General features: G+C 71.0%; 24 protein-coding genes. 16 read left to right on the top strand and 8 right to left on the bottom strand.

Going from position 1 to position 21,838, the window contains the following annotated elements:
- The first annotated feature begins 202 nt into the window (after positions 1–202).
- A complete protein-coding gene (locus ABZ532_RS29900; protein ID WP_361290635.1) occupies positions 203–685 on the top strand; it encodes a DUF456 domain-containing protein in 483 nt (160 codons plus the stop codon).
- Between the two features lie 62 nt (positions 686–747).
- On the opposite strand, the gene rsgA is transcribed toward ABZ532_RS29900, so the two are convergent.
- Positions 748–1,857, bottom strand: coding sequence for a ribosome small subunit-dependent GTPase A (rsgA, locus tag ABZ532_RS29895; protein WP_361290632.1), 1,110 nt, complete (start codon positions 1,855–1,857; stop codon positions 748–750).
- 502 nt (positions 1,858–2,359) lie between these two features.
- Between rsgA and ABZ532_RS29890 the strand changes: the two genes are divergently transcribed.
- Positions 2,360–2,926 (top strand): hypothetical protein, encoded by a 567-nt coding sequence (locus tag ABZ532_RS29890; RefSeq protein WP_361290629.1) that lies wholly within the window; start codon positions 2,360–2,362, stop codon positions 2,924–2,926.
- Between the two features lie 214 nt (positions 2,927–3,140).
- A complete protein-coding gene (locus tag ABZ532_RS29885; protein WP_361290626.1) occupies positions 3,141–3,944 on the top strand; it encodes a VOC family protein in 804 nt (267 codons plus the stop codon).
- A 12-nt stretch (positions 3,945–3,956) separates the two neighbouring features.
- Here the strand turns inward: ABZ532_RS29885 and ABZ532_RS29880 are convergent, their stop codons facing one another.
- A complete protein-coding gene (locus ABZ532_RS29880; RefSeq protein ID WP_361290623.1) occupies positions 3,957–4,331 on the bottom strand; it encodes a DUF488 family protein in 375 nt (124 codons plus the stop codon).
- A gap of 132 nt (positions 4,332–4,463) precedes the next feature.
- Between ABZ532_RS29880 and ABZ532_RS29875 the strand changes: the two genes are divergently transcribed.
- Positions 4,464–5,534, top strand: a complete 1,071-nt coding sequence (locus ABZ532_RS29875; RefSeq protein ID WP_361290620.1) for an SPFH domain-containing protein — start codon at positions 4,464–4,466, stop codon at positions 5,532–5,534.
- A complete protein-coding gene (locus tag ABZ532_RS29870) occupies positions 5,531–6,424 on the top strand; it encodes a hypothetical protein (RefSeq protein ID WP_361290617.1) in 894 nt (297 codons plus the stop codon). Before ABZ532_RS29875 ends, ABZ532_RS29870 begins: the two co-directional genes overlap by 4 nt.
- 18 nt (positions 6,425–6,442) lie before the next feature.
- On the opposite strand, the gene ABZ532_RS29865 is transcribed toward ABZ532_RS29870, so the two are convergent.
- Positions 6,443–6,763: an acyl-CoA carboxylase subunit epsilon gene (locus ABZ532_RS29865; RefSeq protein ID WP_361290614.1), complete on the bottom strand. Its 321-nt coding sequence runs from the start codon at positions 6,761–6,763 to the stop codon at positions 6,443–6,445.
- Between the two features lie 7 nt (positions 6,764–6,770).
- On the bottom strand, positions 6,771–8,045 hold the full coding sequence (locus tag ABZ532_RS29860; RefSeq protein WP_361290611.1) for a cytochrome P450: 1,275 nt from the start codon (positions 8,043–8,045) through the stop codon (positions 6,771–6,773).
- Positions 8,046–8,269: 224 nt separating this feature from the next.
- Here ABZ532_RS29860 and ABZ532_RS29855 point away from each other — a divergent pair, with 224 nt between their 5' ends.
- From ABZ532_RS29855 to ABZ532_RS29845, 3 genes are all read left to right on the top strand, one after another.
- Positions 8,270–9,373, top strand: coding sequence for a type III polyketide synthase (locus ABZ532_RS29855; protein WP_361290608.1), 1,104 nt, complete (start codon positions 8,270–8,272; stop codon positions 9,371–9,373).
- A gap of 109 nt (positions 9,374–9,482) precedes the next feature.
- Entirely contained in the window at positions 9,483–10,706 is a 1,224-nt protein-coding gene (locus ABZ532_RS29850) for a cytochrome P450 (protein ID WP_361290605.1), read from the top strand.
- Positions 10,703–11,266 (top strand): cupin domain-containing protein, encoded by a 564-nt coding sequence (locus tag ABZ532_RS29845; protein WP_361290602.1) that lies wholly within the window; start codon positions 10,703–10,705, stop codon positions 11,264–11,266. Before ABZ532_RS29850 ends, ABZ532_RS29845 begins: the two co-directional genes overlap by 4 nt.
- Here the strand turns inward: ABZ532_RS29845 and ABZ532_RS29840 are convergent.
- From ABZ532_RS29840 to ABZ532_RS29825, 4 genes are all read right to left on the bottom strand, one after another.
- Positions 11,241–11,522 (bottom strand): hypothetical protein, encoded by a 282-nt coding sequence (locus tag ABZ532_RS29840; protein ID WP_361290599.1) that lies wholly within the window; start codon positions 11,520–11,522, stop codon positions 11,241–11,243. The two genes, ABZ532_RS29845 and ABZ532_RS29840, sit on opposite strands and share 26 nt — an antisense overlap.
- Before the next feature lie 95 nt (positions 11,523–11,617).
- Entirely contained in the window at positions 11,618–12,727 is a 1,110-nt protein-coding gene (locus tag ABZ532_RS29835; RefSeq protein WP_361290596.1) for a HAMP domain-containing sensor histidine kinase, read from the bottom strand.
- Positions 12,724–13,422 carry a response regulator transcription factor gene (locus ABZ532_RS29830; protein ID WP_361290593.1) on the bottom strand — a complete coding sequence of 233 codons (699 nt, stop codon included), beginning with the start codon at positions 13,420–13,422 and terminating at the stop codon, positions 12,724–12,726. Before ABZ532_RS29830 ends, ABZ532_RS29835 begins: the two co-directional genes overlap by 4 nt.
- 137 nt (positions 13,423–13,559) lie before the next feature.
- Positions 13,560–14,831 (bottom strand): YihY/virulence factor BrkB family protein, encoded by a 1,272-nt coding sequence (locus ABZ532_RS29825; RefSeq protein ID WP_361290590.1) that lies wholly within the window; start codon positions 14,829–14,831, stop codon positions 13,560–13,562.
- Between the two features lie 17 nt (positions 14,832–14,848).
- Here ABZ532_RS29825 and ABZ532_RS29820 point away from each other — a divergent pair, with 17 nt between their 5' ends.
- The 8 genes from ABZ532_RS29820 to ABZ532_RS29785 form a co-directional block, all read left to right on the top strand.
- Positions 14,849–16,525, top strand: a complete 1,677-nt coding sequence (locus ABZ532_RS29820) for an acyl-CoA dehydrogenase family protein (protein WP_361290587.1) — start codon at positions 14,849–14,851, stop codon at positions 16,523–16,525.
- A 226-nt stretch (positions 16,526–16,751) separates the two neighbouring features.
- Entirely contained in the window at positions 16,752–18,047 is a 1,296-nt protein-coding gene (locus tag ABZ532_RS29815; protein ID WP_361290584.1) for a GAF domain-containing protein, read from the top strand.
- 45 nt (positions 18,048–18,092) lie between these two features.
- Complete coding sequence (locus tag ABZ532_RS29810) at positions 18,093–18,665, top strand: GNAT family N-acetyltransferase (protein ID WP_361290581.1); 573 nt, start codon at positions 18,093–18,095, stop codon at positions 18,663–18,665.
- A gap of 151 nt (positions 18,666–18,816) precedes the next feature.
- On the top strand, positions 18,817–18,900 hold the full coding sequence (locus tag ABZ532_RS29805; protein ID WP_361290638.1) for a putative leader peptide: 84 nt from the start codon (positions 18,817–18,819) through the stop codon (positions 18,898–18,900).
- Positions 18,901–19,025: 125 nt separating this feature from the next.
- Positions 19,026–20,723: a nitrite/sulfite reductase gene (locus tag ABZ532_RS29800; RefSeq protein ID WP_361290578.1), complete on the top strand. Its 1,698-nt coding sequence runs from the start codon at positions 19,026–19,028 to the stop codon at positions 20,721–20,723.
- A complete protein-coding gene (locus tag ABZ532_RS29795; protein WP_361290575.1) occupies positions 20,720–20,899 on the top strand; it encodes a hypothetical protein in 180 nt (59 codons plus the stop codon). The genes ABZ532_RS29800 and ABZ532_RS29795 overlap by 4 nt, the downstream gene beginning before the upstream one ends.
- Positions 20,896–21,597 carry a phosphoadenylyl-sulfate reductase gene (locus ABZ532_RS29790; protein WP_361290572.1) on the top strand — a complete coding sequence of 234 codons (702 nt, stop codon included), beginning with the start codon at positions 20,896–20,898 and terminating at the stop codon, positions 21,595–21,597. Before ABZ532_RS29795 ends, ABZ532_RS29790 begins: the two co-directional genes overlap by 4 nt.
- A partial coding sequence (locus ABZ532_RS29785; protein ID WP_361290569.1) for an adenylyl-sulfate kinase occupies positions 21,597–21,838 on the top strand: 242 nt, incomplete at its 3' end. The genes ABZ532_RS29790 and ABZ532_RS29785, both read left to right, overlap by 1 nt.

The raw sequence follows: 21,838 nt of genomic DNA, 5'->3' as shown, positions 1-21,838 counted from the left end.
GATCCACGGCCGCGACTGACGCTTCCCCATGTTGAAACCAACGAGCATCCGAACCGAAAGTCACATGATCAACAACTTCTGTTAGGACCTCTAAGTCGCGTTCCGGGGCCCGGAGCGGGAACGGGAGCGGGACAGACGGCTGACGTGGATTGAGACCCACGCACGACCTGCGATGGCGGTCCCGGTCCGGCACCCTTGGCTGATGGAGGCATGGCAGCTCGTCCTGGTCGGCATGGTGATGCTGCTCGGCCTGTACGGGGTGCTGGTGCCGGGGATTCCGGGCAGCTGGCTGGTCTGGTCCGGGGTGCTGTGGTGGTCGGCACAGGAGCGGATGGCATCGGCATGGTGGCTGCTGGTGGGCTCCACGGCGCTGCTGCTGCTCACCCAGACGGCGGTCTGGCAACTGGGCCCGCGCCGGATGCGGGATGTGGGCGTCACCCCTCGGATGGCGGTGTTCGCGGGCACGGGGGCCCTGGTCGGTTTCGTCGTGGTCCCGGTCGTCGGCGCGGTGGCGGGCTTCGTCGGCGGGGTCTACGGCTCCGAGCGGCTGCGGCTCGGCGGCCACGGCGAGGCGCTGACCTCGACGCGTACGGTGATGCGCGCGGCGGGGGCGAGCGTGCTGGTGGAACTGCTCGCCTGTCTGCTGATCGTCGCCTCCTGGGTGTGGGTGGTGCTCGCGGGCTGAGCCCGGTGGTCGGGTCGGGGTCGGGGCCGGGAGCGCCCCGACCCCGACCCCGGGCATACGGCTCAGCGCAGGTAGCCCCGCTTGGCCTGCATGGCCGCGCGGCCTTCCGCGCCCTTCATCTTCCAGTCGCGCCGGATCTCGGCCCGCAGCCGGGCGTCGGTCTTGGCGATGATGCGCTGGTTCTCCCGCAAGAGCTTGCGGTAGCTCTCCAGACGGCGCTGCGGGAGCTGCCCGTCCTCGATCGCGGCCCGTACGGCACAACCCGGCTCCGACTCATGGGCGCAGTCCTGGAAGCGGCAGTCTTCGGCCAGGTCCTCGATCTCGGAGAACGTCTGGCCGACGCCCGTACCCGCGTCCCAGAGACCGACACCCCGCAGCCCGGGCGTGTCGATGAGCACACCGCCGCCGGGCAGGACGAGGAGGTTGCGGGTGGTCGTGGTGTGACGGCCCTTGCCGTCCACCTCGCGGGCCGCCTGCACCGTCATGACGTCCTCGCCGATGAGCATGTTCGCCAGGGTGGACTTGCCCGCGCCCGAGACACCGAGCAGCACGCTCGTACCGCTGGAGACGAGGGCCGAGAGCACGTCCATACCCTCGCCGGTCAGCCCGCTGACGGCCAGTACCGTCACGCCCGGCGCGGCGGTCTCCACGTCGGCCACGAGGTACGACCGGGTAGTCTCGTCCGGGACCAGGTCCGCCTTGGTCAGGACGACGATCGGCTGGGCGCCGCTCTCCCAGGCCAGGGAGAGAAAGCGCTCGATCCGCCCGAGGTCGAGCTCGACGGCGAGCGACACGGCGATGATCGCGTGGTCGACGTTGGCGGCGAGGATCTGGCCCTCGGAGCGCTGGGAGGACGTGGAGCGCACGAGCGACGTACGCCGCGGCAGATAGGCACGCACGTATCGCGGCGTCCCGGCAGCGTCCACCGCGGCCCAGTCGCCGGTGCAGATCACCCGCAGCGGGTCGTGCGGGGTCACGAAGGCGGTGTCGGCCCGGACGACTCCGTCCGTGGTGACGACATCGCACTGCCCGCGGTCGACCCGTACGACCCGGCCGGGCACCAGGCCCTGTGCGAGATGCGGAGCGAACTCCGCGGCCCAGGCGTCGTCCCAGCCGAACGGGGCGAGGGGGTGGGACGAAGCCGAAGGAGCCGAAAGAGAGGAGAGATTCAAGGGGAACCCTTCGAAGGGCGGCCCCGGCTCGGCGCAGGTCTGCGCTGTGGGAGAGGTCAGCCGGAGGCCACGGAGGTGGAGTGGATGCTCTTCTGGTTGTGGGCAGCGCCCACCACGGAGACAGCCATCGGTCACACCTCCCGTTCCTCGGTCAGCCAACGGCGGTGACTCAGCAGCCACCACCTGAACTGGTGCTCAGCCTAGAGCGACGCCTACGTGAATGCCACCGATTTAGAACGCCGTTCCGGGGCGCCATCAGCGTCGACCCTGCCGGCCGACTCACCACCACCCATGTCACCCTCACCGACAACATCGCGCGAACGGCGGAGGCATCAGCAACCAGGGGATCGCCGACCTGCGCGCCAGTGACCTCGCCAGGAACTACGTCGGAGGCGGCGGTGGCGGCGTCTTCAGCGCGAACGGCAAGCTGACCGTCACCGCGTCCAAGCTGAACCGGAACACGTCGGGCTCAGGAGGCGGACTCAACTCCAGCGGAGGATCCGTGACGATCAGCAAGAGCCTGATCGAGCACAACACCGGAACGACCGGCGGCGGCGTCCTTTCCAGCGGCGCCGTGCTGGACATCGGCAAGAGCACCATCCGGCACAACCCCGCCACCGGCATCGGCATCGGCATCGGCATCGGCATCGGCGGTGGCCTGGCCGTCACCGACGGTCCCGTATATCTCCGGCGCAGCTCCGTCAGCGAGAACACCGCCAACCAGGCCGGTGGCATTCAGAACCAGGGCCAGATGGTGGTCGAAGACAGCAAGGTCGATGGGAACTCGGCCAATCTCGGCGGCGGCGCCGTGGTGATCCTCGGCAACATGGTTGTCCGCCACAGCCGGTTCGACGAGAACCAGGCACTCACCGGGTTCGGCGGCGGCCTTGTCAATGCCGGTGGCAGCAACCTGGCACTCACCGATGTCGACGTGACCCGCAACATCGCCAACATGCCAGCGGGCGGCGTCCACAACTCCGGCACCGTCACCACCAACGGCCGGATCCGCATCACCGACAACGCACCGACCAACCGCGCACCCACCGTCGTACCCAACTGCTTCGGCTGACCTCCCTCCCCCGGCAGAGCCCCTGGACACGGGCTCTGCCGGGGTGCGGGCTTCGGCGGACACGCGATTGTCAGCCCGTCAAGATCGCCCGGGCGCGCTTTCCGCACAGCCGCGCGGCACAGGGACCGGCTGCGGTGGCGAGAGCTCCGAATGTGTTGAAAGGTGTGAGGGAGTGGATACCCGTGCCGGGGTGCCCGGAGTGAGGTGAGCGGCCTTGGCGACCACACCGCGTGGGCTTCAGGGCACGCCCTGCTGGGTGAGCCTGCGGACCCAGGACATCGCGGCCGCGCAGGCGTTCTACGGCTCGGTGCTCGGGTGGGAGTTCAAGCCCGGCGTGCAGGGGCAGGGGGAGTACGCCGTCGCGCTGGCGAACGGACTGCCGGTGGCCGGCCTGGTGGAGTCGACACGGACCATGGGAGTGAAGCTGCCGGCGGTCTGGACGGCCCACTTCGCCGCGGACAGCGCGGACACGGTGGCCTCGCGCATCAGGGAGCGGGGCGGCACGGTGGCGGTGGGGCCGATCGCCTTCGGCAGGGGGCGCAGCATCTGGGCGGCCGACCCGGGCGATGCCCTGTTCTGCGTCTGGGAGGGGCATGTCGACACGGGCTGGCACGCGGGGCGCCGGACGAACGCCGTGGCCTGGCTGGAGCTGCGCACGAGGGACCCCTTCGCCGCCGCCCTGTTCTACGGCGAGGTGTTCGCGTGGGACTCGTGGGCGCCCGACCGCATCGATGTGCGCTACGAGCACGACCGGGTGATGCTGCGCGCCGACGGCCAGACGGTGGCCGGGATCTACGGCGGCGGGGTGACACAGGCGCAGGACCCGACCGTCCGTCCGCAGTGGCATGTGCACTTCTGCCGTTCCGATGTGGACGCCGTGGTCGAGCGGACGCGGGCCGCGGGCGGCACGGTGGTCTCCGAGCCCGAGGACACGCCGCTCGGGCGGACGGCGACGCTGCGGGACCCCGAGGGCGGACTGTTCCACCTCACGTCCGGGGAGCAGCAGCCGTCGGAGTGAAGGCCGGGGCTCCTACTGGTCCCGCTTGCGCGCATCGCGTTCCAGCAGGTCGACCAGTGTGGGCACATGGCTGCCCTCGATGTCCTTCACCGAGGTGACCAGCGTGACCGGTCCGCCGCCGGCCACCTCCAGCAGTCGGTCCAGGGCGCGGGCCGCCGCGCCCTGGCCGAGCTCCTGCCGATAGCGGGAGTCGAACTCCGGATAGCGGGACGCGTCCTTGTGGTACCAGGTGCGCAACTCGTTGGAGGGGGCGACCTCCTTGAGCCATTCGTCGACGGCGGCCCGCTCCTTGGACACACCTCTTGGCCAGAGCCGGTCGACCAGGACGCGGATGCCGTCGCCCGGTTCCGGAGCGTCGTAGACCCTGCGCACGGTGATCTCCTCCATCCCGCCAGCCTGATGCGGTCGACGCCTGTGTGCAAGCTCGGCGGACTCCCCCATCTCGTCTCCTTGACGATAACCGGGAATCCCCATATCGTCATCCCGACGATAAACGAACGACCGCGAGGGGTCCCGCTCATGGCCGACATCACCCGGCGCCTCGGCTGGCGCCATCTGCGCTGCGCGCCCACCGCACACGTGCGCCATCACAGCAGCGGCAAGCTGGCCCACGACGGGCCCGGGCTCAGCTTCTGGTACCGCGCGCTGACCGCCGCGCTCTCCGAGATCCTGGTGGACGACCGCGAGTTGGCCATGACGTTCCACGCCAGGACTTCGGACTTCCAGGACGTCGCGGTGCAGTCCACGGTCACCTACCGGATCAGCGACCCGGCCACCGCCGCCACCCGGCTGGACTTCTCCATCGACCCGGACACCGGCACCTGGCGGGGCGCCCCGCTGGAGCAGATCGCCACCCTGCTCACTGAGACCGCGCAGCAGCACGCACTGGACGTACTCGCCCGCACCCCGCTCTCGGCAGCCCTCGCCGACGGCGTCACGGCCGTACGCGAGCGGATCTCACAAGGGCTCGGCACGGAGCCGCGGCTGACCGCGACCGGCCTTGAGGTCGTCGCCGTGAGGGTGATCGCGCTGCGCCCCGAACCCGAGGTGGAGCGGGCCCTGCGCACCCCGGCGCGTGAGCAGATCCAGCAGGAGGCCGACCGCGCCACCTACGAACGACGGGCTGTCGCCGTCGAACGTGAACGGGCCATCGCGGAGAACGAACTCGCGAGCAAGATCGAGCTGGCCCGCAGGGAAGAGCAGCTGGTGGAACAGAAGGGCGCCAACGCCCGGCGCGAGGCGGAGGAGAACGCTGCCGCCGACGCCGTACGCGCCGCGGCGGAAGCGGCCCGCCGGGTGCGGCTGGCGCAGGCCGAGGCCACGGCGGCCCGCGAGACGGGCGAGGCGCGGGCGGCGGCGCAGGCGGCATGGCTGCGGGTGCACTCCGAGACCGTGCCCGAGACCCTGCGGGCGCTTGCCGTCACCCGTCTCGCCGAGAACCTGCCCCGCGTGGACAGCATCACCCTCTCGCCCGATGTCCTGACCGGTCTGCTCGCCAGGCTCGGCGGCAGCGGTCAGGGCGGTCAGGGCGGTCAGGGCGGTCAGGGCGGTCAGGGCGGTCAGGGCGGTCAGGGCACGGTGGAGCGGTGAGTCTCGCCCCGCGCGCGGTGCTGGTGCACCGCACCACCGAGTACGAGGAACTGCTCGCCCGGCACGGCACCCACGGCCAGGCGGAGTTCTTCCTGTCCTCGCGCGGGCGGAGCGTCGCTGACGTCCTCGAACGGCACCAGCGCACCGGCCGCGCTCTGCGCGATGTCGCGGCCGCCGTGCCGCTGCGCTGGCGTCAGACCCGGGTGGAGCGGGCTGACCTGGACCGTTTTCTGTTCGCGCCGCAGGACGTGGTGGTCGTGGTCGGCCAGGACGGCCTGGTCGCCAACACCGCGAAGTACCTCGCGGGCCAGCCCGTCGTGGGCATCGACACCGACCCCGGACGCAATCCGGGTGTCCTCGTACGGCACCGGCCCGTCGACGCCGGGCGCCTGCTGCGGGCCGCCGCGTCCCCGGGCGGCGGCACCGCGGACGAGCTGACGATGGTGGAGGCCGTCGCCGACGACACCCAGCGCATCGTCGCGCTCAACGAGATCTATCTCGGCCGCCCCGGGCACCAGACCTCCCGCTACCGCCTCGGGCTCCGGGACGGGGCGGAGGTCCAGGCCTCCTCCGGGGTGCTGGTCGGCACCGGCACGGGCGCCACCGGCTGGCTGCGCTCACTGTGGCTGGAGCGGGGCGGCAGCAGCCCACTGCCCGGACCGTCCGAGCGCAGGCTGGTCTGGTTCGTACGGGAGGCCTGGCCCTCGCCGGCCACGGGCACGTCCCTGGTGGAGGGCACTCTGGCCACCTCGGAAAGGCTGGCGCTCACCGTGGAGTCCGACCGGCTGGTCGCCTTCGGCGACGGGATGGAGTCCGATGCCATCGAGCTGACCTGGGGTCAGACGGTACGGCTCGGGGTGTCGGACACCTCGCTCCGGCTGCTGGTCTGACCCACCGCGCCGCTCCGGTCAGCGACTGCCGGGGTCGAAGGCCGTCACCGTCCGGTCCCGCACCCTCCAGGAGCCGCAGGGGTGCAGACCGCCACCCCAGGCACGGTCCCAGTGCGCCCGGCAGGGAAGGTGGCGGCGTGCGCCGGTGCCGGCGCCGCCGCGATGGCCCGCCACCAGGGTGAGCACCGCCATCAGGGCCGCGAGCTCGGTCTCGTCGGGGGATCCGTGCACGATCCGGACGTCCACACCTCCTTCCCCGGACACCGCATCGTCACCCCAGGCGGAGGTCACGTCATCGGGCAGCCCCTCGGTCGCCTCACCGTTCATCTCGCTGTTCATGGCCGCCTCACCAGCTCACCGGCAGGGTCTCGGGGCCCCGGATCAGCCCGCCCTTCTGCCAGGTCATCTGCTCTGGCGGCACCGCGAGGGCGAGCCGCGGGTAACGCTCCAGCAGCGTGCCGATGACGATCTCGGACTCCATCCGGGCCAGCATCGCCCCGACGCAGTGGTGCGGCCCGTACCCGAACGACAGATGGGCGCTGGGTCCCCGGTCGATGTCAAGCGCGTCCGGGGCGCCGAAGACCGCCGGGTCGCGGTTCGCGGCGAGGTACGACGAGTAGACCGCCTCGCCGCGCCGGATCAGTACGCCCCCGATCTCCAGGTCCTCGGTCGCGATGCGCGGGATGCCGACGCCGTTGCGGTGCGGGATCCAGCGCAGCAGCTCGTCGACGGCCTGCGGGAGCAGCCCCGGGGCGGCCCGCAGCCTGGCGAGCTGCTCCGGATGGGTGAGCAGCGCGTACACCATGTTCGCGCTGTTGTTGCGTACCGCGTGGGCGCCGCTCACCAGGATGGCCGTGGCCAGCGAGACCGCCTCGTCGACGGTGATCTCACCGCCGTCCACCGCGGCGGCGAGGACACCGGCCAGATCGCCGGCCGGCTCGGCACCGCGTCGCTCGATGAGGCCGACGACCACATCACGCACCGTGCGCTGGGCCTCCTTGCTGCGGGCGGGGGCCGGTCTCGGGGTCATGATGACGTCCGCCCAGGAGGTCATCCGGGCCCGCTCCTCCTCCGGTACCCCGAGCAGGTCGCAGACGACCGAGAGCGGGAAGGGGCCGTGCAGATGCGCCATCAGGTCCGCGGGGGGCCCGTGCTGTTCCATCTCGTCGAGCAGACGGTCGGCGGTCCGCTGGGCCACGGGCCGCAGCCGCTGCATGCTCCTGCCGGTGAAGGCGCGTGCGACGACCCTGCGCATGGTGGTCAGCCTGGGCGGATCGGCGTAGTTGAGTGCCGCGTGCTTGGCCGCGATCGTGTGCGGCGAACCGCTGGTGACCACGTGATCCACCAGGGCGGTCCGGCTCAGCCGGGGGTCGGATGACGCCTGCTTCACGTCCTCGTACCGGGTGGTGAGCCAGGCGGCGCCCGCCCCGAACGGCAGCCGGATACGGGCGACCGGCTCGTCCCGGAGCAGCCCGGTGAGAAACGGGTCGAATTCCAGGGCCCGGAAGTCCTCCAGGGTCCATTCATGGACCGTCTCCTCCTGCCGCGCCCCCGCGGCAGTAATGGGACAGCCCCCGGAGCCGGTCATGGCCCCGGCCACCGTCTGGGGTTGTGGCGTCATGGAGTTCATCTCCCAGTTTGTGAACGCGCGCGCGAAGCGGTCCACATGCAGTGAGCCGACAGCGCCCCCGCCAGGACCCCATCCCTTCCCGATTGCACGCACATCGGCGCGGACACGCCCCTGGATCACCCGTTCAGCGCAACTGGGAGGGGATTCCCCGGCGCGCGCGACGGCATCTCGTCGCTGATCCTTTTGGAGGAAAGGTGAGAGAAGGGCAGCACATCATGGCCACTCTGTGTAAACCCGCGGTGTCCGTGCCCGAGCACGTGATCACCATGGAGCAGACCCTTGACCTGGCACGGTCCGTTCACGCGGACCACCCGGAACTCCCGCTGGCGCTACGCCTGATCCAGAACACGGGGGTGGAGAAACGTCATCTGCTGCGGCCGATCGAGGAAACGTTGCGGCATCCCGGCTTCGAGGAACGCAACGCCTACTACGAGTCCGAGGCCAAGGCGCGAGTGCCGGCCGTCATACGGCAGGCACTGACCGACGCCGAGCTGCACGCGTCGGACATAGACGTGATCATCTTCGTGTCGTGCACCGGCTTCATGATGCCGTCGCTCACCGCGTGGCTGATCAACACGATGGACTTCCGCACAGATGTGCGACAAGTTCCCATAGCACAGCTCGGTTGTGCCGCCGGCGGTGCCGCGATCAACCGGGCCCACGACTTCTGCACCGCCTACCCCGAGGCCAACGCCCTCATCGTCGCCTGTGAGTTCTGCTCACTGTGCTACCAGCCCACCGATGTGAGCGTCGGCAACCTCCTGTCCAACGGCCTCTTCGGAGACGGCCTCGCAGCCGCGGTGGTACGCGGCCAGGGCGGACTCGGAGTGACCCTGGAGCGAAACGGCGCGTATCTGGTCCCGCACACCGAGGACTGGATCGCCTACGACGTCCGCGCCACCGGCTTCCACTTCAAGTTGGACAAGCGGGTGCCCGGCACGATGGAACCGCTCGCCCCGGCCCTCAAGGAGCTGGCCGGCCAGCACGGCTGGGACGTCACCGCGCTGGACTTCTACATCATCCACGCGGGCGGGCCCCGGATCCTGGACGACCTGAGCATGTTCCTCGGCGTGGAGCCGGAGGCATTCCGTTTCAGCCGGGCGACGCTCACCGAGTACGGCAACATCGCGAGCGCCGTCGTCCTGGACGCCCTACGGCGGATGTTCGAGGAGGGCGGCACCCCCGACGCGGCACGCGGCATCCTCGCCGGCTTCGGCCCCGGTATCACCGCGGAGATGACGCTGGGCCGCTGGAGCATCCCGGACGGGGTCACCCCGCCGTCGCCAGGGCTCCAGACCCAGGCCCCGTACGGGTACTGACCGGTCACCGGCCTCTGCTCCACGGCCACCGGCCGCTGGTCCTCGCACTCCCCCACGCCCCCGGCCACGGCCGGCGATGCTCCCTCGCCCCCGCGGAGGAAACCGAACGATGCGCGAAGAGACGACGACCGCCACGGATGACACCCGTCCGCCGGTCCGCTTCTGGCCCGCCGACGACCTGTCCGGCGTGGACTTCGACCCGGTGCTGACCGAGCTGATGCGGGAAGGGCCCCTGACCCGGGTCAGGCTCCCCAACGGGACGGGCTGGGCGTGGCTGGCGACGCGTCACGAGGATGTGCGGATGGTGACGAACGATCCGCGCTTCAGCCGAAGGGCGATCGCCGAGCACGATGTCACCCGGCTCCTTCCGCACTTCATCCCCGTGGCCGGGGCGGTGGGATTCGAGGACCCACCGGACCACACACGGCTGCGCCGCGCCGTGGCGGGGGCGTTCACCACCCGTGGCGTGGAGCGGCTGCGGGACAGCGCCCAGGCGATGCTCGACGAACTCGTCGACGGGGTCCTGGCCGACGGCCCGCCCGCCGATCTGACGGAGCGGATCCTCGCACCGTTCCCGCTGGCCGTGGTGTGCGAGCTGATGGGAGTGCCGGGCCCCGACCGCCCGCGCATGCACGAGTGGACCAGCCTCATCCTGTCGTCGGCCGAGGGTGCCGAGCGCAGCGAGGAGGCGAAGACCCGCATGTGCGCGTACTACACCGAGCTGCTCCGGCGGCGGCGGGCCACGGGCGGCGACGATGTGACCGCCCTGCTCGCCTCGGCCGTCTCGGACGGCGGGATCACCGAGAAGGAGGCGGTCGGTCTCGCCCTGCTGATTCAGATAGGTGGCGAGGCCGTCACCCACAACACCGGGAACATGCTCTACATCCTGCTCACCCGGACGGAGCACCAGGCCCGGCTGCGCGCCGAACCGGAGCTGCGGCCCACGGCCATCGACGAGCTCCTGCGCTACGTCCCGCACCGCAAGGCCGTCGGGCTCTCCCGGATCGCCAAGGAGGATCTGACCGTCGCGGGTCACGAGATCAAGGCCGGTGAGGCGGTGTACGTGTCGTATCTGGCCGCCAACCGCGATCCGCACGTCTTCTCGGACCCGGAGGAGATCGTGCTCGACCGCAGCCCGAACCCGCATGTGGCCTACGGATACGGCCCGCACTACTGCCTGGGCGGACTGCTGGCCCGGCTGGAGGCGGAACTGCTCGTCTCCACGCTGCTCGACCGGTTTCCGCCGCTGCGGCTGGCGGTCCCGGCCGAGGAGCTGGGCTGGCGGCCGGGTGCCGCCATCCGCGGGCCCGAGAGACTGCCGGTGACCTGGTGACCGCGCACATCAGGGCGTCCATCGACGCCGACTACGCGGAGTCCCCGGAGGGTCTGCTGGTGCCCACGGGCCATGGCCGCACGCTCAACACGGCCGCCCAGCAGGTGACGTTCAAGGTCACCGGAGAGCACTCGCGGGTGGCATCGAGCTTCGAGGTCGTGGTGCCGCCGGGCTTCGACGTCGGGGCCCATGTGCACACCCGCAGCGAGGAGCTCTTCTACGTGCTCGAAGGCGAGCTGGACGTCCTCGCCTTCGAACCCCGTCTCCAGACGCGGGACGACTGGCGGCACTGGGAGTCGCCGTCCGGCCGCCGCACGGTGCGCGCGGGGACCGGCACGGTCATCGTGGTGCCACCGGGCTGCCCGCACGCCTTCGCCAACCGCTCGGGCCGGCCGGCGAAGATGTTCTTCCAGGCCTCCCCGCCACCCGACCACGAGCGCTATTTCGAGGAACTCCTGGAGCTCCTCGACTCGGGCGGTCCGCCCGACCACGAGGCGATCGCCGCGCTGCGCTCCCGCTACGACATCGAGCAGCTCACGCCCCTGCGGCACGACGCCTGACTCCGGGCCCGTGAAGCCCCGTCACCAGGTCGAAGAGCGCGGCCTCGTTCCCCGCGAAGCCCGCCGCCGCGAGGGCCCGGTCGGCCTCGGCCATGGGGGCCGTGAGTGCGAGAGGCAGGGGCGCGACGCCGGAAGGGCCGGGCGGCGCGGGTGGCTGGGGCGGGTCGGTGAGTGCGGCGCGCACGGCACTGAGCAGGCGCAGATACGCCTGGGCCGCAGCTCTTTCACGGGACGTCATCACGATGGTGGCACGCATCGGTCGGCCTCTCCTCTCGGATGGTTGCGTCAGCACACCGTCCACCCTGCCCCATGCCACTGACAACGCCCGCCCACCGCCCGGGGACCCCGTGCCTACCGCGCGGCGGGCAGGGTCACCTCGAAGCAGCAGCCGCCGAGCACGTTCCGTACGTCGGCACGGCCCTCGTGCGCCTCGACGATGCCACGGACGATCGCGAGCCCCAGGCCCGCGCCCGCCGGAGGTGTTCTCGCCTCGCTGCCGCGCCACCCGGTGTCGAACACCCTGGGCAGGTCCTCCTCGGGGATACCGCCGCAGCCGTCGGTCACCGAGAGGACCACGCTGCCCTCGCGGCGCTCCGCGGCCACCGCGACCGTCCCGTCGGCCGGTGTCCTGCGGATGGCGTTGACCAGCAGATTGGCCAGTACCCGGGTCATCTCCTTGCCGTCCACCTCCACCGGTACGGCCTCGACCCGGTCCCCGACCAGCCGCACCCCCTGTTCACGGGCCAGCGGGTCGGCACCGGCGAGAGCCTCGCCGACAAGGTCGTACACCGACATCCGGGTCGGCGTGAGCCCCAGCGCCCCGGCGTGGATCCGCGAGAGTTCGAAGAGATCCCCCACCATGCCGTTGAGCCGGTCGACCTCGGTACGGATCTGCCGGAAGTACCGCTCGGGGTCCTTGACGACGCCGTCCTCGAGCGCCTCCGACATCGCACGCAGCCCGGCGAGCGGGGTGCGCAGATCGTGCGAGATCCACGCGACCAGCTCACGCCTCGAGGTCTCCAGAGCCTGCTCCCGCTCCCGGGACGCGGCCAGTTTCCGGCTGGTCGCGGCGAGTTCGCGGCTCAGCTCCTCAAGCTCGGCGGTCGCACCGCCACCGGGCGCGGCGAAGCTGCCGGCGTCGCCGAACGAGCGGGCCGCGAGGGCCAGTTCCCGGCTGCGGGCCACCACCCAGCGGCCCAGCAGCAGCGCGGTGGCGAGCGACACCACGGCGGCCATCGCGACCACCGTCGTGACCACGGTCAGGTCATGCGACGACAGGAACATGGCCCGCGCGACCGCGAGGGTCCCGGCGAGCATCGCGACCACGGTCACCGCGGCGACGACGGTCAGCGACACGGCGACCGAGCGGTGCCTGAGCAACCGCAGCACGCACGCGCCGACCAGTCCGGCGACGGCGGCGCCGAGGAACGCGAAGAGCGCGATGAGCAGCAGGTCACTCATGCCCGTTCCTCCAGGGGTACGTCGAAGCGGTAGCCGACGCCCCAGACCGTCTGGATCAGCCGGGGCTGGGCCGGATCGTCCTCGATCTTGCTGCGCAACCGCCTGACATGGACCGTGACCGTCGACAGATCACCGAACTCCCAGCCCCACACGTCCTGCATGAGCCGCTCCCGGCCGATCGCCTGCCCCGGGTGCCGCATCAGATGGGCGAGCAGATCGAACTCGCGCAGGGTCAGGCCCAGTTCCCTGCCGTCCTTGGTGGCGCGGCGGGCGGCGTGGTCCAGGGTGATTCCCGCGCCGGTGAGCAGCGCTTCCTCACCACGGGCAGCCACGGCACCTCCGCGACGCAGCACGGACTCGACCCGCAGCACCAGCTCGCGGGGGCTGAACGGCTTGGTCACATAGTCGTCGGCGCCGATCTCCAGACCCAGGATGCGGTCGTCCTCGTCCCCGCGTGCGGTCAGCATGATCACGGGCACCGGGCCCCGGCCGCGGAGCCTGCGGCACACTTCCAGCCCGTCCATGCCGGGCAGCATCAGGTCCAGGACGACGAGATCCGGCCAGCGCTCCGCGGCTGCGAACAGGGCCCCGGGCCCGTCGGCCGCCCGCCGTACGGCGAATCCCGCGCGCTCGAGATAGCCGGTGACGACCTCGGCGACGGTCGGATCGTCGTCGACGACCAGGATGTTCTGCATGGGTCCAGTCTGAGCCGGGCGCCCCGGCCGGGGCACACCGGCACCCCTTACGGTTCCATGACGTCAGCCTGGGCGCGGAGACGACGCCGTGTTGGACATGTCGTACTACGACCGGGCTGCGACAGGGCCGGGATGGCCTACTCCCCTTCCCCGGCCTCGCGCGTGTCGTCCGCCTTCTCCCCGGCCTTGTCCGTCTCCTCGCCGTTGTCCTTGCTGCTGCCGCTACTGCTCTTTCCCCTGTCCCGGTGCTCCCAGCCGGTGTGCAACCGGGACTTCACGTCATCCGGCGGCAGGAACCTCGACCAGCGTTCGGGGAACTCCGACGGCATGGCGCCGTCGTTGTCACCGAGGCCGTCGTCCTCGCCGTCGTCGTCATCGGCACTCTCATCCGCGCCTTCGCGCTCCGCCGCTGCCGCCGCCTGGGCCCGGGCCACCAGTTCGGCGGCATGCACCGCACGCACCCGCTCGTTCGCCGCGCGGGCCGCGGCCGCGGCGGCCGACGGCCACACGCGGTCGATGGCGGCGTTCACCGCGGCTCCCACCAGCACGGCGAACGCCGAGATGCCGATCCAGAGCAGTACGGCGATGGGTGCGGCGAGGGAGCCGTAGATGGTGGGGCCCTCTACGGTGCTGGTGAGGTAGATCCTCAGCAGGAGGCTGCCGAGCGCCCACATGGTGAGGGCGACGAGCGCGCCGGGGATGTCCTCGACCCAGGGCGAACGGACCGGCACCGACACGTGGTAGAGGGTGGTGAGGAACGCGATGGAGAGCAGGATCACCACTGGCCAGTACAGGACGGTGACCACTTCCGTGCCGAAGGGTACGAACTCCACCACCCTGTCCGGTCCGACCACCGCGAGCGGCAGCACCACCGAGCCGATGAGCAGCGCGATGATGTAGAGCAGGAACGCGAGCAGCCGCGTGGCGACGATCCCGCGCTGCCCGTCGAGGCCGTACATCACGGTGATGGTGTCGATGAACACGTTCACGGCCCGCGATCCGGACCACAGGGCGATCGCGAAGCCGATGGAGATCACGTCGGGGCGGCCCACCCGGGTGACGTCCTCCAGCAGCGGCTTGGCCACCTGGGTCACCCCGCGGTCGGAGAGCACCGTCCCCGACGCGTGCAGGATGTTCTCCTGGATCGAGGCCACCGTGGTGGTGTTGGTCCAGTCGTCGACATAACCGAGCAGTCCGAGCATGCCCAGCATCAGCGGCGGCAGCGACAGCAGGGTGAAGAAAGCGGCCTCCGCGGCGAGACCGAGGATGCGGTACTCGATGCAGGAGTTCACCGTGTCCTTGAGCAGCAACCAGACCAGCTTCCGCTTCGAGACATTGCGGTAGAGGACCTGGACCCGGTGGAGACGGCCTGAGGAGCGCCGCTCGGGTGTTTCGTTTGCTGCCTGCACCTCCTTACCGTATCGGCATGGCGACCAGCACCCACACCGTGACCAACCAGGCTCCGCCCCTGGTGGGGTACGACGTCTTCACCGCGGACCGCGCGCTTGCCGAGGCGGTGGAACGGCATCTCGCGCACCTCCCGTCCGAGCCGCTCGACGAGGCACGGCGGGATCTGGAGCTGCTGGGCAGGACGGCCGGTTCGTCCCAGGCGCAGCGATGGGGTGCGCTGGCCAATGAGAACCCTCCGGCGCTGCGCACGCACGACCGCTACGGCAACCGGATCGACGAGGTCGAGTTCCATCCGTCCTGGCACCGGCTGCTGGGCAAGGCGGTGTCCTCGGGGCTGACGGCCGCATGGGGACGGCCCGGAGGCCATGTACGGCGTGCGGCCGGCTTCCTGGTGTGGTCGCAGGTCGAGGCCGGGCACGGCTGCCCGGTGTCCATGACGCACGCGGCGGTGCCCGCGCTGCGAGCGGATCCGGAGCTCGCCGCGCGGTGGGAGCCCCGGCTCACCTCACGGACGTACGAGGCGGGGCTGCGCCCGGCCGCGGAGAAGCCCGGGGTGCTCTTCGGGATGGCCATGACGGAGAAGCAGGGCGGCAGCGATGTCCGGGCGAACACCACGAGGGCCCGGGCACTGGCAGCGGACGGCGCGTACGAGCTGACCGGGCACAAGTGGTTCTGTTCGGCGCCGATGAGTGACGGATTCCTGGTCCTCGCGCAGGCCGGGGAGTACGAGGGAGCCGGGGGGCTGACATGCTTCCTGGTGCCCCGGGTACTGGAGGACGGCTCGCGCAACGTGTTCCGTATCCAGCGGCTCAAGGACAAGCTGGGCAACCGGTCGAACGCGTCGGCCGAGGTCGAGTTCGACGGCACCTGGGCACGGCGGGTCGGCGACGAGGGCCGCGGGGTGCGCACCATCATCGACATGGTCGCGGCGACCCGGTTGGACTGCGTCATCGGCTCGGCGGCGCTGATGCGGCAGGCGGTGGCGCAGGCCGTGCACCACTGCGCGTATCGCAGCGCCTTCGGCGGGAAGCTGATCGACAAGCCGCTGATGCGCAATGTGCTGGCCGATCTGGCCCTCGAGTCGGAGGCCGCGACAGTCCTGGGGATGCGGCTCGCGGCAGCCGCCGACGCCGTCGAGACCTCCGCCGCCGGGAGCGAGGCCGAGCGCGCGCTGCTGAGGATCGCGGTGCCCGCCGCCAAGTACTGGGTGACCAAGCGCTGCACTCCGCTCACGGCGGAGGCCCTGGAGTGCCTGGGCGGCAACGGCTATGTGGAGGAGTCCGGTATGCCCCGGCTGCTGCGCGAGTCCCCGGTCAACTCGGTCTGGGAGGGCTCGGGCAATGTCCAGGCGCTGGATGTGCTGCGGGCACTGCGGAGGGAGCCGGGGGCGCTGGACGCGTATCTGCGGGAGGTCGGGCAGGCGCGGGGGGCGGACTACCGGCTGGACGCGGCGATCAGAGGGATGCTGATGGAGCTGGCCGATCTGGAGACGGCGGAGGTACGGGCGCGGCGGCTGGTGGAGCGGATGGCGCTGGTCCTCCAGGGCGCGCTGCTGGTGCGCTGGGCTCCGCCGGAGGTGGCGGACGCGTTCTGCGCCTCACGGCTGGGCGGGGACTGGGGTGCCGCGTTCGGCACGCTGCCGCACGGTCTGGACCTGGCGTCGGTGGTGGAACGCGCACGGGTCCAGGTCTGAACCACGCTCCGAACCACCCGGGCGTGCGTGCGTCCGGAGGCCGAGGGTGGTGCTGCGCCGACACGGCACCACCCTCTGCTCACGTCACCTTCATGCACGGGGCTGCTGTGCACCAGAGTTGCAGACGGTTGCAGACAGTTGCGCAAGATGTGCGAAGCGCCCCTCCGGGGAGGGCCGCGAGCGGCACGATGGACCCCGCAGGGATGGACCCCGAAGGGGGTGGGGAATGCGGAATTCGGCTCTCGACATCACACGGCTCGCCGCCATGGACTCAGTGCACGCGACCCGGCTGCTCCATCAGGTGCGCGCCGCGATCCTGGAGGGCCGGCGGCCGCCGATCCCGCCCCGTCCGGTGATCGACGCGTCCTGGCGGCGGATGTTCCGGATCGGTCTCGACCCTGACCGGGACACCAGCAGTGTGCTGCTCGCCCCGGACGAGCTGGAGCACCGGCGGCGGGCGACGGTCATCGGCGAGGTGATGCAGACCCTGCGCGGCGGTCTGGTCGCGATCGCCGACGCGTCCGTACAGATCATGGTGGTGACCGACGCGCAGGGCCGGGTGCTCTGGCGGGCGGGCAACGCGGGCGTGATCCGCAGGGCCGACACCATCTGTCTGGAGGAGGGCGCCGCATGGAGCGAGGACGCCACGGGTACCAACGCCATCGGCACCGCGCTCGCCGCACGGCGCGCCGTGCGGGTCCACTCGGCCGAGCACTTCGTACAGACCCTGCACAACTGGACGTGTGCGGCGGCGCCGGTGCACGACCCCCGTGACGGGCAGCTGCTGGGCATCGTCGATGTGAGCGGTCCCGCCTCCACCTTCCATCCCGCGACGCTCGCTCTGGTGGACTCGGTGACCCGGCTGGCCGAGGCGGAGCTCAGGGAGCGGCATCTGCGGACCATCGAGCGGCTGCGCTCGGTGGCCGCGCCGATGCTGTGCCGGCTCTCCGGCCAGGCCCTGGCCGTCGACCCGCACGGCTGGACGGCGGCGGTGACCGGTATGGCGCCCCTGGACCGGCTGCCGCTGCCCAAGGCCTTCCAGGCCGGGCGGGTGTGGCTGCCGTCGCTCGGCGTGTGCACCGTGGAACCGCTGCCGGGCGGCTGGCTGGTACGGCCCGACGCGGCCGGGTCCGGGGAGGACGAGCAGACGGTGAGCCGGGTCGTGCTCGACCTCAGCCGCCCCCGCCGCTGGTCGGTCGAGGTCAGCGGCCCTGCGGGGAACTGGTCCCAGGAGCTCAGCCCGCGCCACGCCGAGCTGCTGTACGTGCTGGCCACCCACCGGCAGGGCCGAACGGCTGCGGAGCTCGCCGCCGATGTGTTCGGCGACCCGACACGCACGGTGACGGTGCGCGCCGAGATGTCACGGGTGCGCCGGACCCTGTCGGGGGTGCTGGCGCACCGCCCGTACCGGTTCAGCGAGGGTGTGGAGGTGGAAGTGGTGCGACCGGAGCATCCGGCCGACCTGCTTCCGCACTCGTCGGCGCCCGCGATCGCCGGGGAGCGGCAGTCCCCGGGCCCTTAGGCCGTCTGTTTGGAGGGCGGCCGGGGACATGGTTCCCTGGCGGTCATGAGCATCACTGTGACCACCTGGTCCCTGGAGCAGACCTCGCCCGACGATCTGCGGCCGGCCGCCGAGCCCGGGGGCGATGTGCGGATCGTCCGGGCGGAGGTGCCGTCCCCCGAGTTCAGCCGGTTCCTCTACACCGCGGTCGGCGGGGACATCCGCTGGACGGACCGGCTCGGTCTGTCCTACGCGCAGTGGGACGCGATGCTCCGCAGGCCGGGCGTCGAGACCTGGGTGGCGTACGAGAAGGGGACACCCGCCGGGTACGTCGAGCTGGAGGCCCAGGGCGAGGGCGTTGTCGAGATCGTCTACTTCGGGCTGATCCCGGCCTTCCGGGGACGGCGGATCGGTGGTCACCTGCTGTCGCACGGCACCGCGCGCGCGTGGGACCTGGCGGAACGTTGGCCGGAGCTCGAGCCGACGAAGCGGGTCTGGCTGCACACCTGCTCCGAGGACGGCCCGCACGCGATGGACAACTACCTGCGCCGGGGCTTCTCGCTGTTCGAGACCAGGACCGCGGAGGAACCCGAGGCTGAGATGCCGGGGCCGTGGCCCGGTGCCACCCTGAGTGGTTGAGAGGCAGGGCCCGGCAAGGGCGGCCCACCTCGGGGGTGGGCCGAGGGTCCGTAGGGTGACCCGGGGCACACCGTCTCGCGATGCGGGACAGTGTTGTCCATATTCTGGATGACGGTGGACTGGGTCCAAACTGGCGTGACACGCTTCCGTCATGTCTCGAGCTGGAATTGCCTTGGTGAGTCGGCGGCACGTCGACCTCGGCCGCATGTCCAGCGCCATGTGTCCGGTGCGCTGACACCACAGCCCCACCGCGATCCCGAGATATCCCCATCCCGCGCAGCGCTGCGCCACACCCTCTGATCGGTGTTGCCCGCGCGCAGGTCAGAGCCGCCCTCCCGCAGTACCGAAGGACGTATTGTCATGGCCGCCACCCCCGAGAAGCCCGCCACCGCCACGCCCCGCCGCAAGGCCGGTCGCCACCGCGGCGAGGGACAGTGGGCCGTTGGCCACTTCACACCGCTGAACGGCAACGAGCAGTTCAAGAAGGACGACGACGGTCTCAATGTGCGGACACGCATTGAGACGATCTACTCGAAGGCCGGATTCGACTCCATCGACCCCAACGACCTGCGCGGCCGGATGCGCTGGTGGGGTCTCTACACCCAGCGCAAGCCCGGGATCGATGGCGGCAAGACCGCGATCCTGGAGCCGGAGGAGCTGGACGACGAGTACTTCATGCTGCGCGTCCGTATCGACGGCGGGCGGCTGACCACCGAGCAGCTGCGGGTCATCGGTGAGATCTCCGAGGAGTTCGCCCGCGGCACCGCCGACATCACCGACCGGCAGAACGTCCAGTACCACTGGATCCGGATCGAGGACGTGCCCGAGATCTGGAACCGGCTGGAGGCCGTCGGCCTGTCCACCACCGAGGCCTGCGGCGACACTCCGCGGGTCATCCTCGGCTCGCCCGTCGCGGGCATCGCCGAGGACGAGATCATCGACGGCACCCCCGCCATCGACGAGATCCAGCGCCGCATCATCGGCAACAAGGACTTCTCGAACCTGCCCCGCAAGTTCAAGTCCGCGATCTCCGGCTCCCCGCTGCTCGACGTGGCCCACGAGATCAACGACATCGCCTTCGTCGGGGTGAACCACCCCGAGCACGGCCCCGGTTTCGACCTCTGGGTCGGCGGCGGTCTGTCCACCAACCCCAAGATCGGTGTGCGACTGGGCGCCTGGGTGCCGCTGGACGAGGTCCCGGATGTCTACGAGGGCGTCATCTCGATCTTCCGTGACTACGGTTACCGCCGACTGCGCACCCGCGCCCGGCTGAAGTTCCTGGTCGCCGACTGGGGCGCGGAGAGGTTCCGCCAGGTGCTGGAGGACGAGTACCTCAAGCGGCAGCTGGTCGACGGACCTGCCCCCGAGCAGCCCGTACAGCAGTGGCGTGACCACGTGGGTGTGCACCGCCAGCAGGACGGCCGCTACTACGTCGGGTTCGCACCGCGCGTCGGCCGGGTCGACGGCACCACACTCACCAAGATCGCCGAGCTGGCCGAGCGGCACGGCTCGGGCCGGCTGCGCACCACCGCCGAGCAGAAGATGCTGGTCCTCGACGTTACGGAGCCGCAGGTCGAATCGCTGGTGGCCGGCCTGGAGGCGCTGGACCTGCGGGTCAATCCCTCCCCGTTCCGGCGCGGCACGATGGCCTGCACCGGTATCGAGTTCTGCAAGCTGGCGATCGTCGACACCAAGGCGCGCGGTGCCTCGCTGATCGACGAACTCGAGCGCCGCATCCCCGACTTCGACGTGCCGATCACCATCAACATCAACGGCTGCCCGAACGCCTGCGCGCGTATCCAGGTGGCGGACATCGGTCTCAAGGGCCAGCTGGTGCTGGACGACGACGGCAACCAGGTCGAGGGCTTCCAGGTGCACCTGGGCGGTGCCCTGGGCCTGGAGGCCGGATTCGGCCGCAAGGTCCGCGGGCTCAAGGTCACCTCGGCCGAGCTGCCCGACTACGTCGAGCGTGTCCTGAACCGCTTCCAGGAGGAGCGCGAGGACGGCGAGCGCTTCGCCACGTGGGCGGCGCGGGCCAGCGAGGAGGCACTCTCATGAGCGAGCGCGCTGCCCCCTTCTACTGCCCCTACTGCGGCGACGAGGACCTGCGGCCCAGCGAGCAGGGCCACGGAGCCTGGGAGTGCGCGGCCTGCAACCGTGCCTTCCAGCTGAAGTTCCTCGGGCTGCTGGCACGGGGCGTACAGCACGATCATGCCGGAGGGGAAGGGATATGACGGCGGTCCAGACCGAAGAAGAGCTCAAGGCCATCGCCGAGCAGGCGGGCCGGGACCTCGAAGACGCCTCCGCCCTGGAGATCCTGGCCTGGGCCGCGGAGACCTTCGGGCCCCGCTTCTGCGTCACCTCCTCCATGGAGGACGCGGTCGTCGCCCATCTCGCCGCGCGCGCCAGGCCCGGGGTCGATGTGGTCTTCCTGGACACCGGCTACCACTTCGAGGAGACCATCGGCACCCGGGACGCCGTGGCCGCCGTGATGGACGTCAATGTCATCACCCTCACCCCGGTCCGGACAGTGGCCGAGCAGGACGCCGATCACGGGCCGAAGCTGCACGACCGCGACCCCGATCTGTGCTGTGCGCTGCGCAAGGTCAAGCCGCTGGAAGAGGGCCTGGCCGGGTACGACGCCTGGGCGACGGGCCTGCGCCGCGACGAGTCCCCGACGCGGGCGAACACCCCGGTCGTCGGCTGGGACGAGAAGCGCCGCAAGGTCAAGGTCTCGCCCATCGCCCGCTGGACCCAGGACGACGTGGACGCCTATGTCGCCGAGCACGGGGTGCTCACCAACCCGCTGCTGATGGACGGTTACGCCTCCGTGGGCTGCGCCCCCTGCACCCGCAGGGTGCTGGAGGGTGAGGACGCCCGCGCCGGCCGCTGGGCGGGCCGCGGCAAGACCGAGTGCGGGCTGCACGGCTGATGACGACCACCACAGACGAGGAACCGACCCTCAATCACCGGGAGAAGCACGTGACTGGGGCCACCATCTGGCTGACCGGGTTGCCGAGTGCGGGCAAGACCACGATCGCGTATGCGCTGGCGGGCAGGCTGCGGGCCGAGGGGCACCGTGTGGAGGTGCTCGACGGTGACGAGATCCGTGAGTTCCTGTCCGCGGGTCTGGGGTTCGGCCGGGAGGACCGGCACACCAATGTGCAGCGGAT

The organism is Streptomyces sp. NPDC019396 (genome assembly GCF_040632375.1).
Lineage (GTDB): Bacteria > Actinomycetota > Actinomycetes > Streptomycetales > Streptomycetaceae > Streptomyces.
The sequence above is the reverse complement of the archived record's forward strand: the minus strand, read 5'-3'. Positions and strand labels throughout refer to the sequence as shown.

What these genes read in the sequence shown, in the direction of transcription:
- ABZ532_RS29900 (WP_361290635.1), top strand. Translation starts at nt 203, where the DNA reads ATGGAGGCATGGCAGCTCGTCCTGGTCGGCATGGTGATGCTGCTCGGC.
- ABZ532_RS29880 (WP_361290623.1), bottom strand. Translation starts at nt 4,331, where the DNA reads ATGGAGGAGATCACCGTGCGCAGGGTCTACGACGCTCCGGAACCGGGC.
- ABZ532_RS29875 (WP_361290620.1), top strand. Translation starts at nt 4,464, where the DNA reads ATGGCCGACATCACCCGGCGCCTCGGCTGGCGCCATCTGCGCTGCGCG.
- ABZ532_RS29865 (WP_361290614.1), bottom strand. Translation starts at nt 6,763, where the DNA reads ATGAACAGCGAGATGAACGGTGAGGCGACCGAGGGGCTGCCCGATGAC.
- ABZ532_RS29860 (WP_361290611.1), bottom strand. Translation starts at nt 8,045, where the DNA reads ATGACGCCACAACCCCAGACGGTGGCCGGGGCCATGACCGGCTCCGGG.
- ABZ532_RS29855 (WP_361290608.1), top strand. Translation starts at nt 8,270, where the DNA reads ATGGCCACTCTGTGTAAACCCGCGGTGTCCGTGCCCGAGCACGTGATC.
- ABZ532_RS29850 (WP_361290605.1), top strand. Translation starts at nt 9,483, where the DNA reads ATGCGCGAAGAGACGACGACCGCCACGGATGACACCCGTCCGCCGGTC.
- ABZ532_RS29840 (WP_361290599.1), bottom strand. Translation starts at nt 11,522, where the DNA reads ATGCGTGCCACCATCGTGATGACGTCCCGTGAAAGAGCTGCGGCCCAG.
- ABZ532_RS29835 (WP_361290596.1), bottom strand. Translation starts at nt 12,727, where the DNA reads ATGAGTGACCTGCTGCTCATCGCGCTCTTCGCGTTCCTCGGCGCCGCC.
- ABZ532_RS29830 (WP_361290593.1), bottom strand. Translation starts at nt 13,422, where the DNA reads ATGCAGAACATCCTGGTCGTCGACGACGATCCGACCGTCGCCGAGGTC.
- ABZ532_RS29820 (WP_361290587.1), top strand. Translation starts at nt 14,849, where the DNA reads ATGGCGACCAGCACCCACACCGTGACCAACCAGGCTCCGCCCCTGGTG.
- ABZ532_RS29815 (WP_361290584.1), top strand. Translation starts at nt 16,752, where the DNA reads ATGCGGAATTCGGCTCTCGACATCACACGGCTCGCCGCCATGGACTCA.
- ABZ532_RS29810 (WP_361290581.1), top strand. Translation starts at nt 18,093, where the DNA reads ATGAGCATCACTGTGACCACCTGGTCCCTGGAGCAGACCTCGCCCGAC.
- ABZ532_RS29805 (WP_361290638.1), top strand. Translation starts at nt 18,817, where the DNA reads ATGTCTCGAGCTGGAATTGCCTTGGTGAGTCGGCGGCACGTCGACCTC.
- ABZ532_RS29800 (WP_361290578.1), top strand. Translation starts at nt 19,026, where the DNA reads ATGGCCGCCACCCCCGAGAAGCCCGCCACCGCCACGCCCCGCCGCAAG.
- ABZ532_RS29795 (WP_361290575.1), top strand. Translation starts at nt 20,720, where the DNA reads ATGAGCGAGCGCGCTGCCCCCTTCTACTGCCCCTACTGCGGCGACGAG.
- ABZ532_RS29790 (WP_361290572.1), top strand. Translation starts at nt 20,896, where the DNA reads ATGACGGCGGTCCAGACCGAAGAAGAGCTCAAGGCCATCGCCGAGCAG.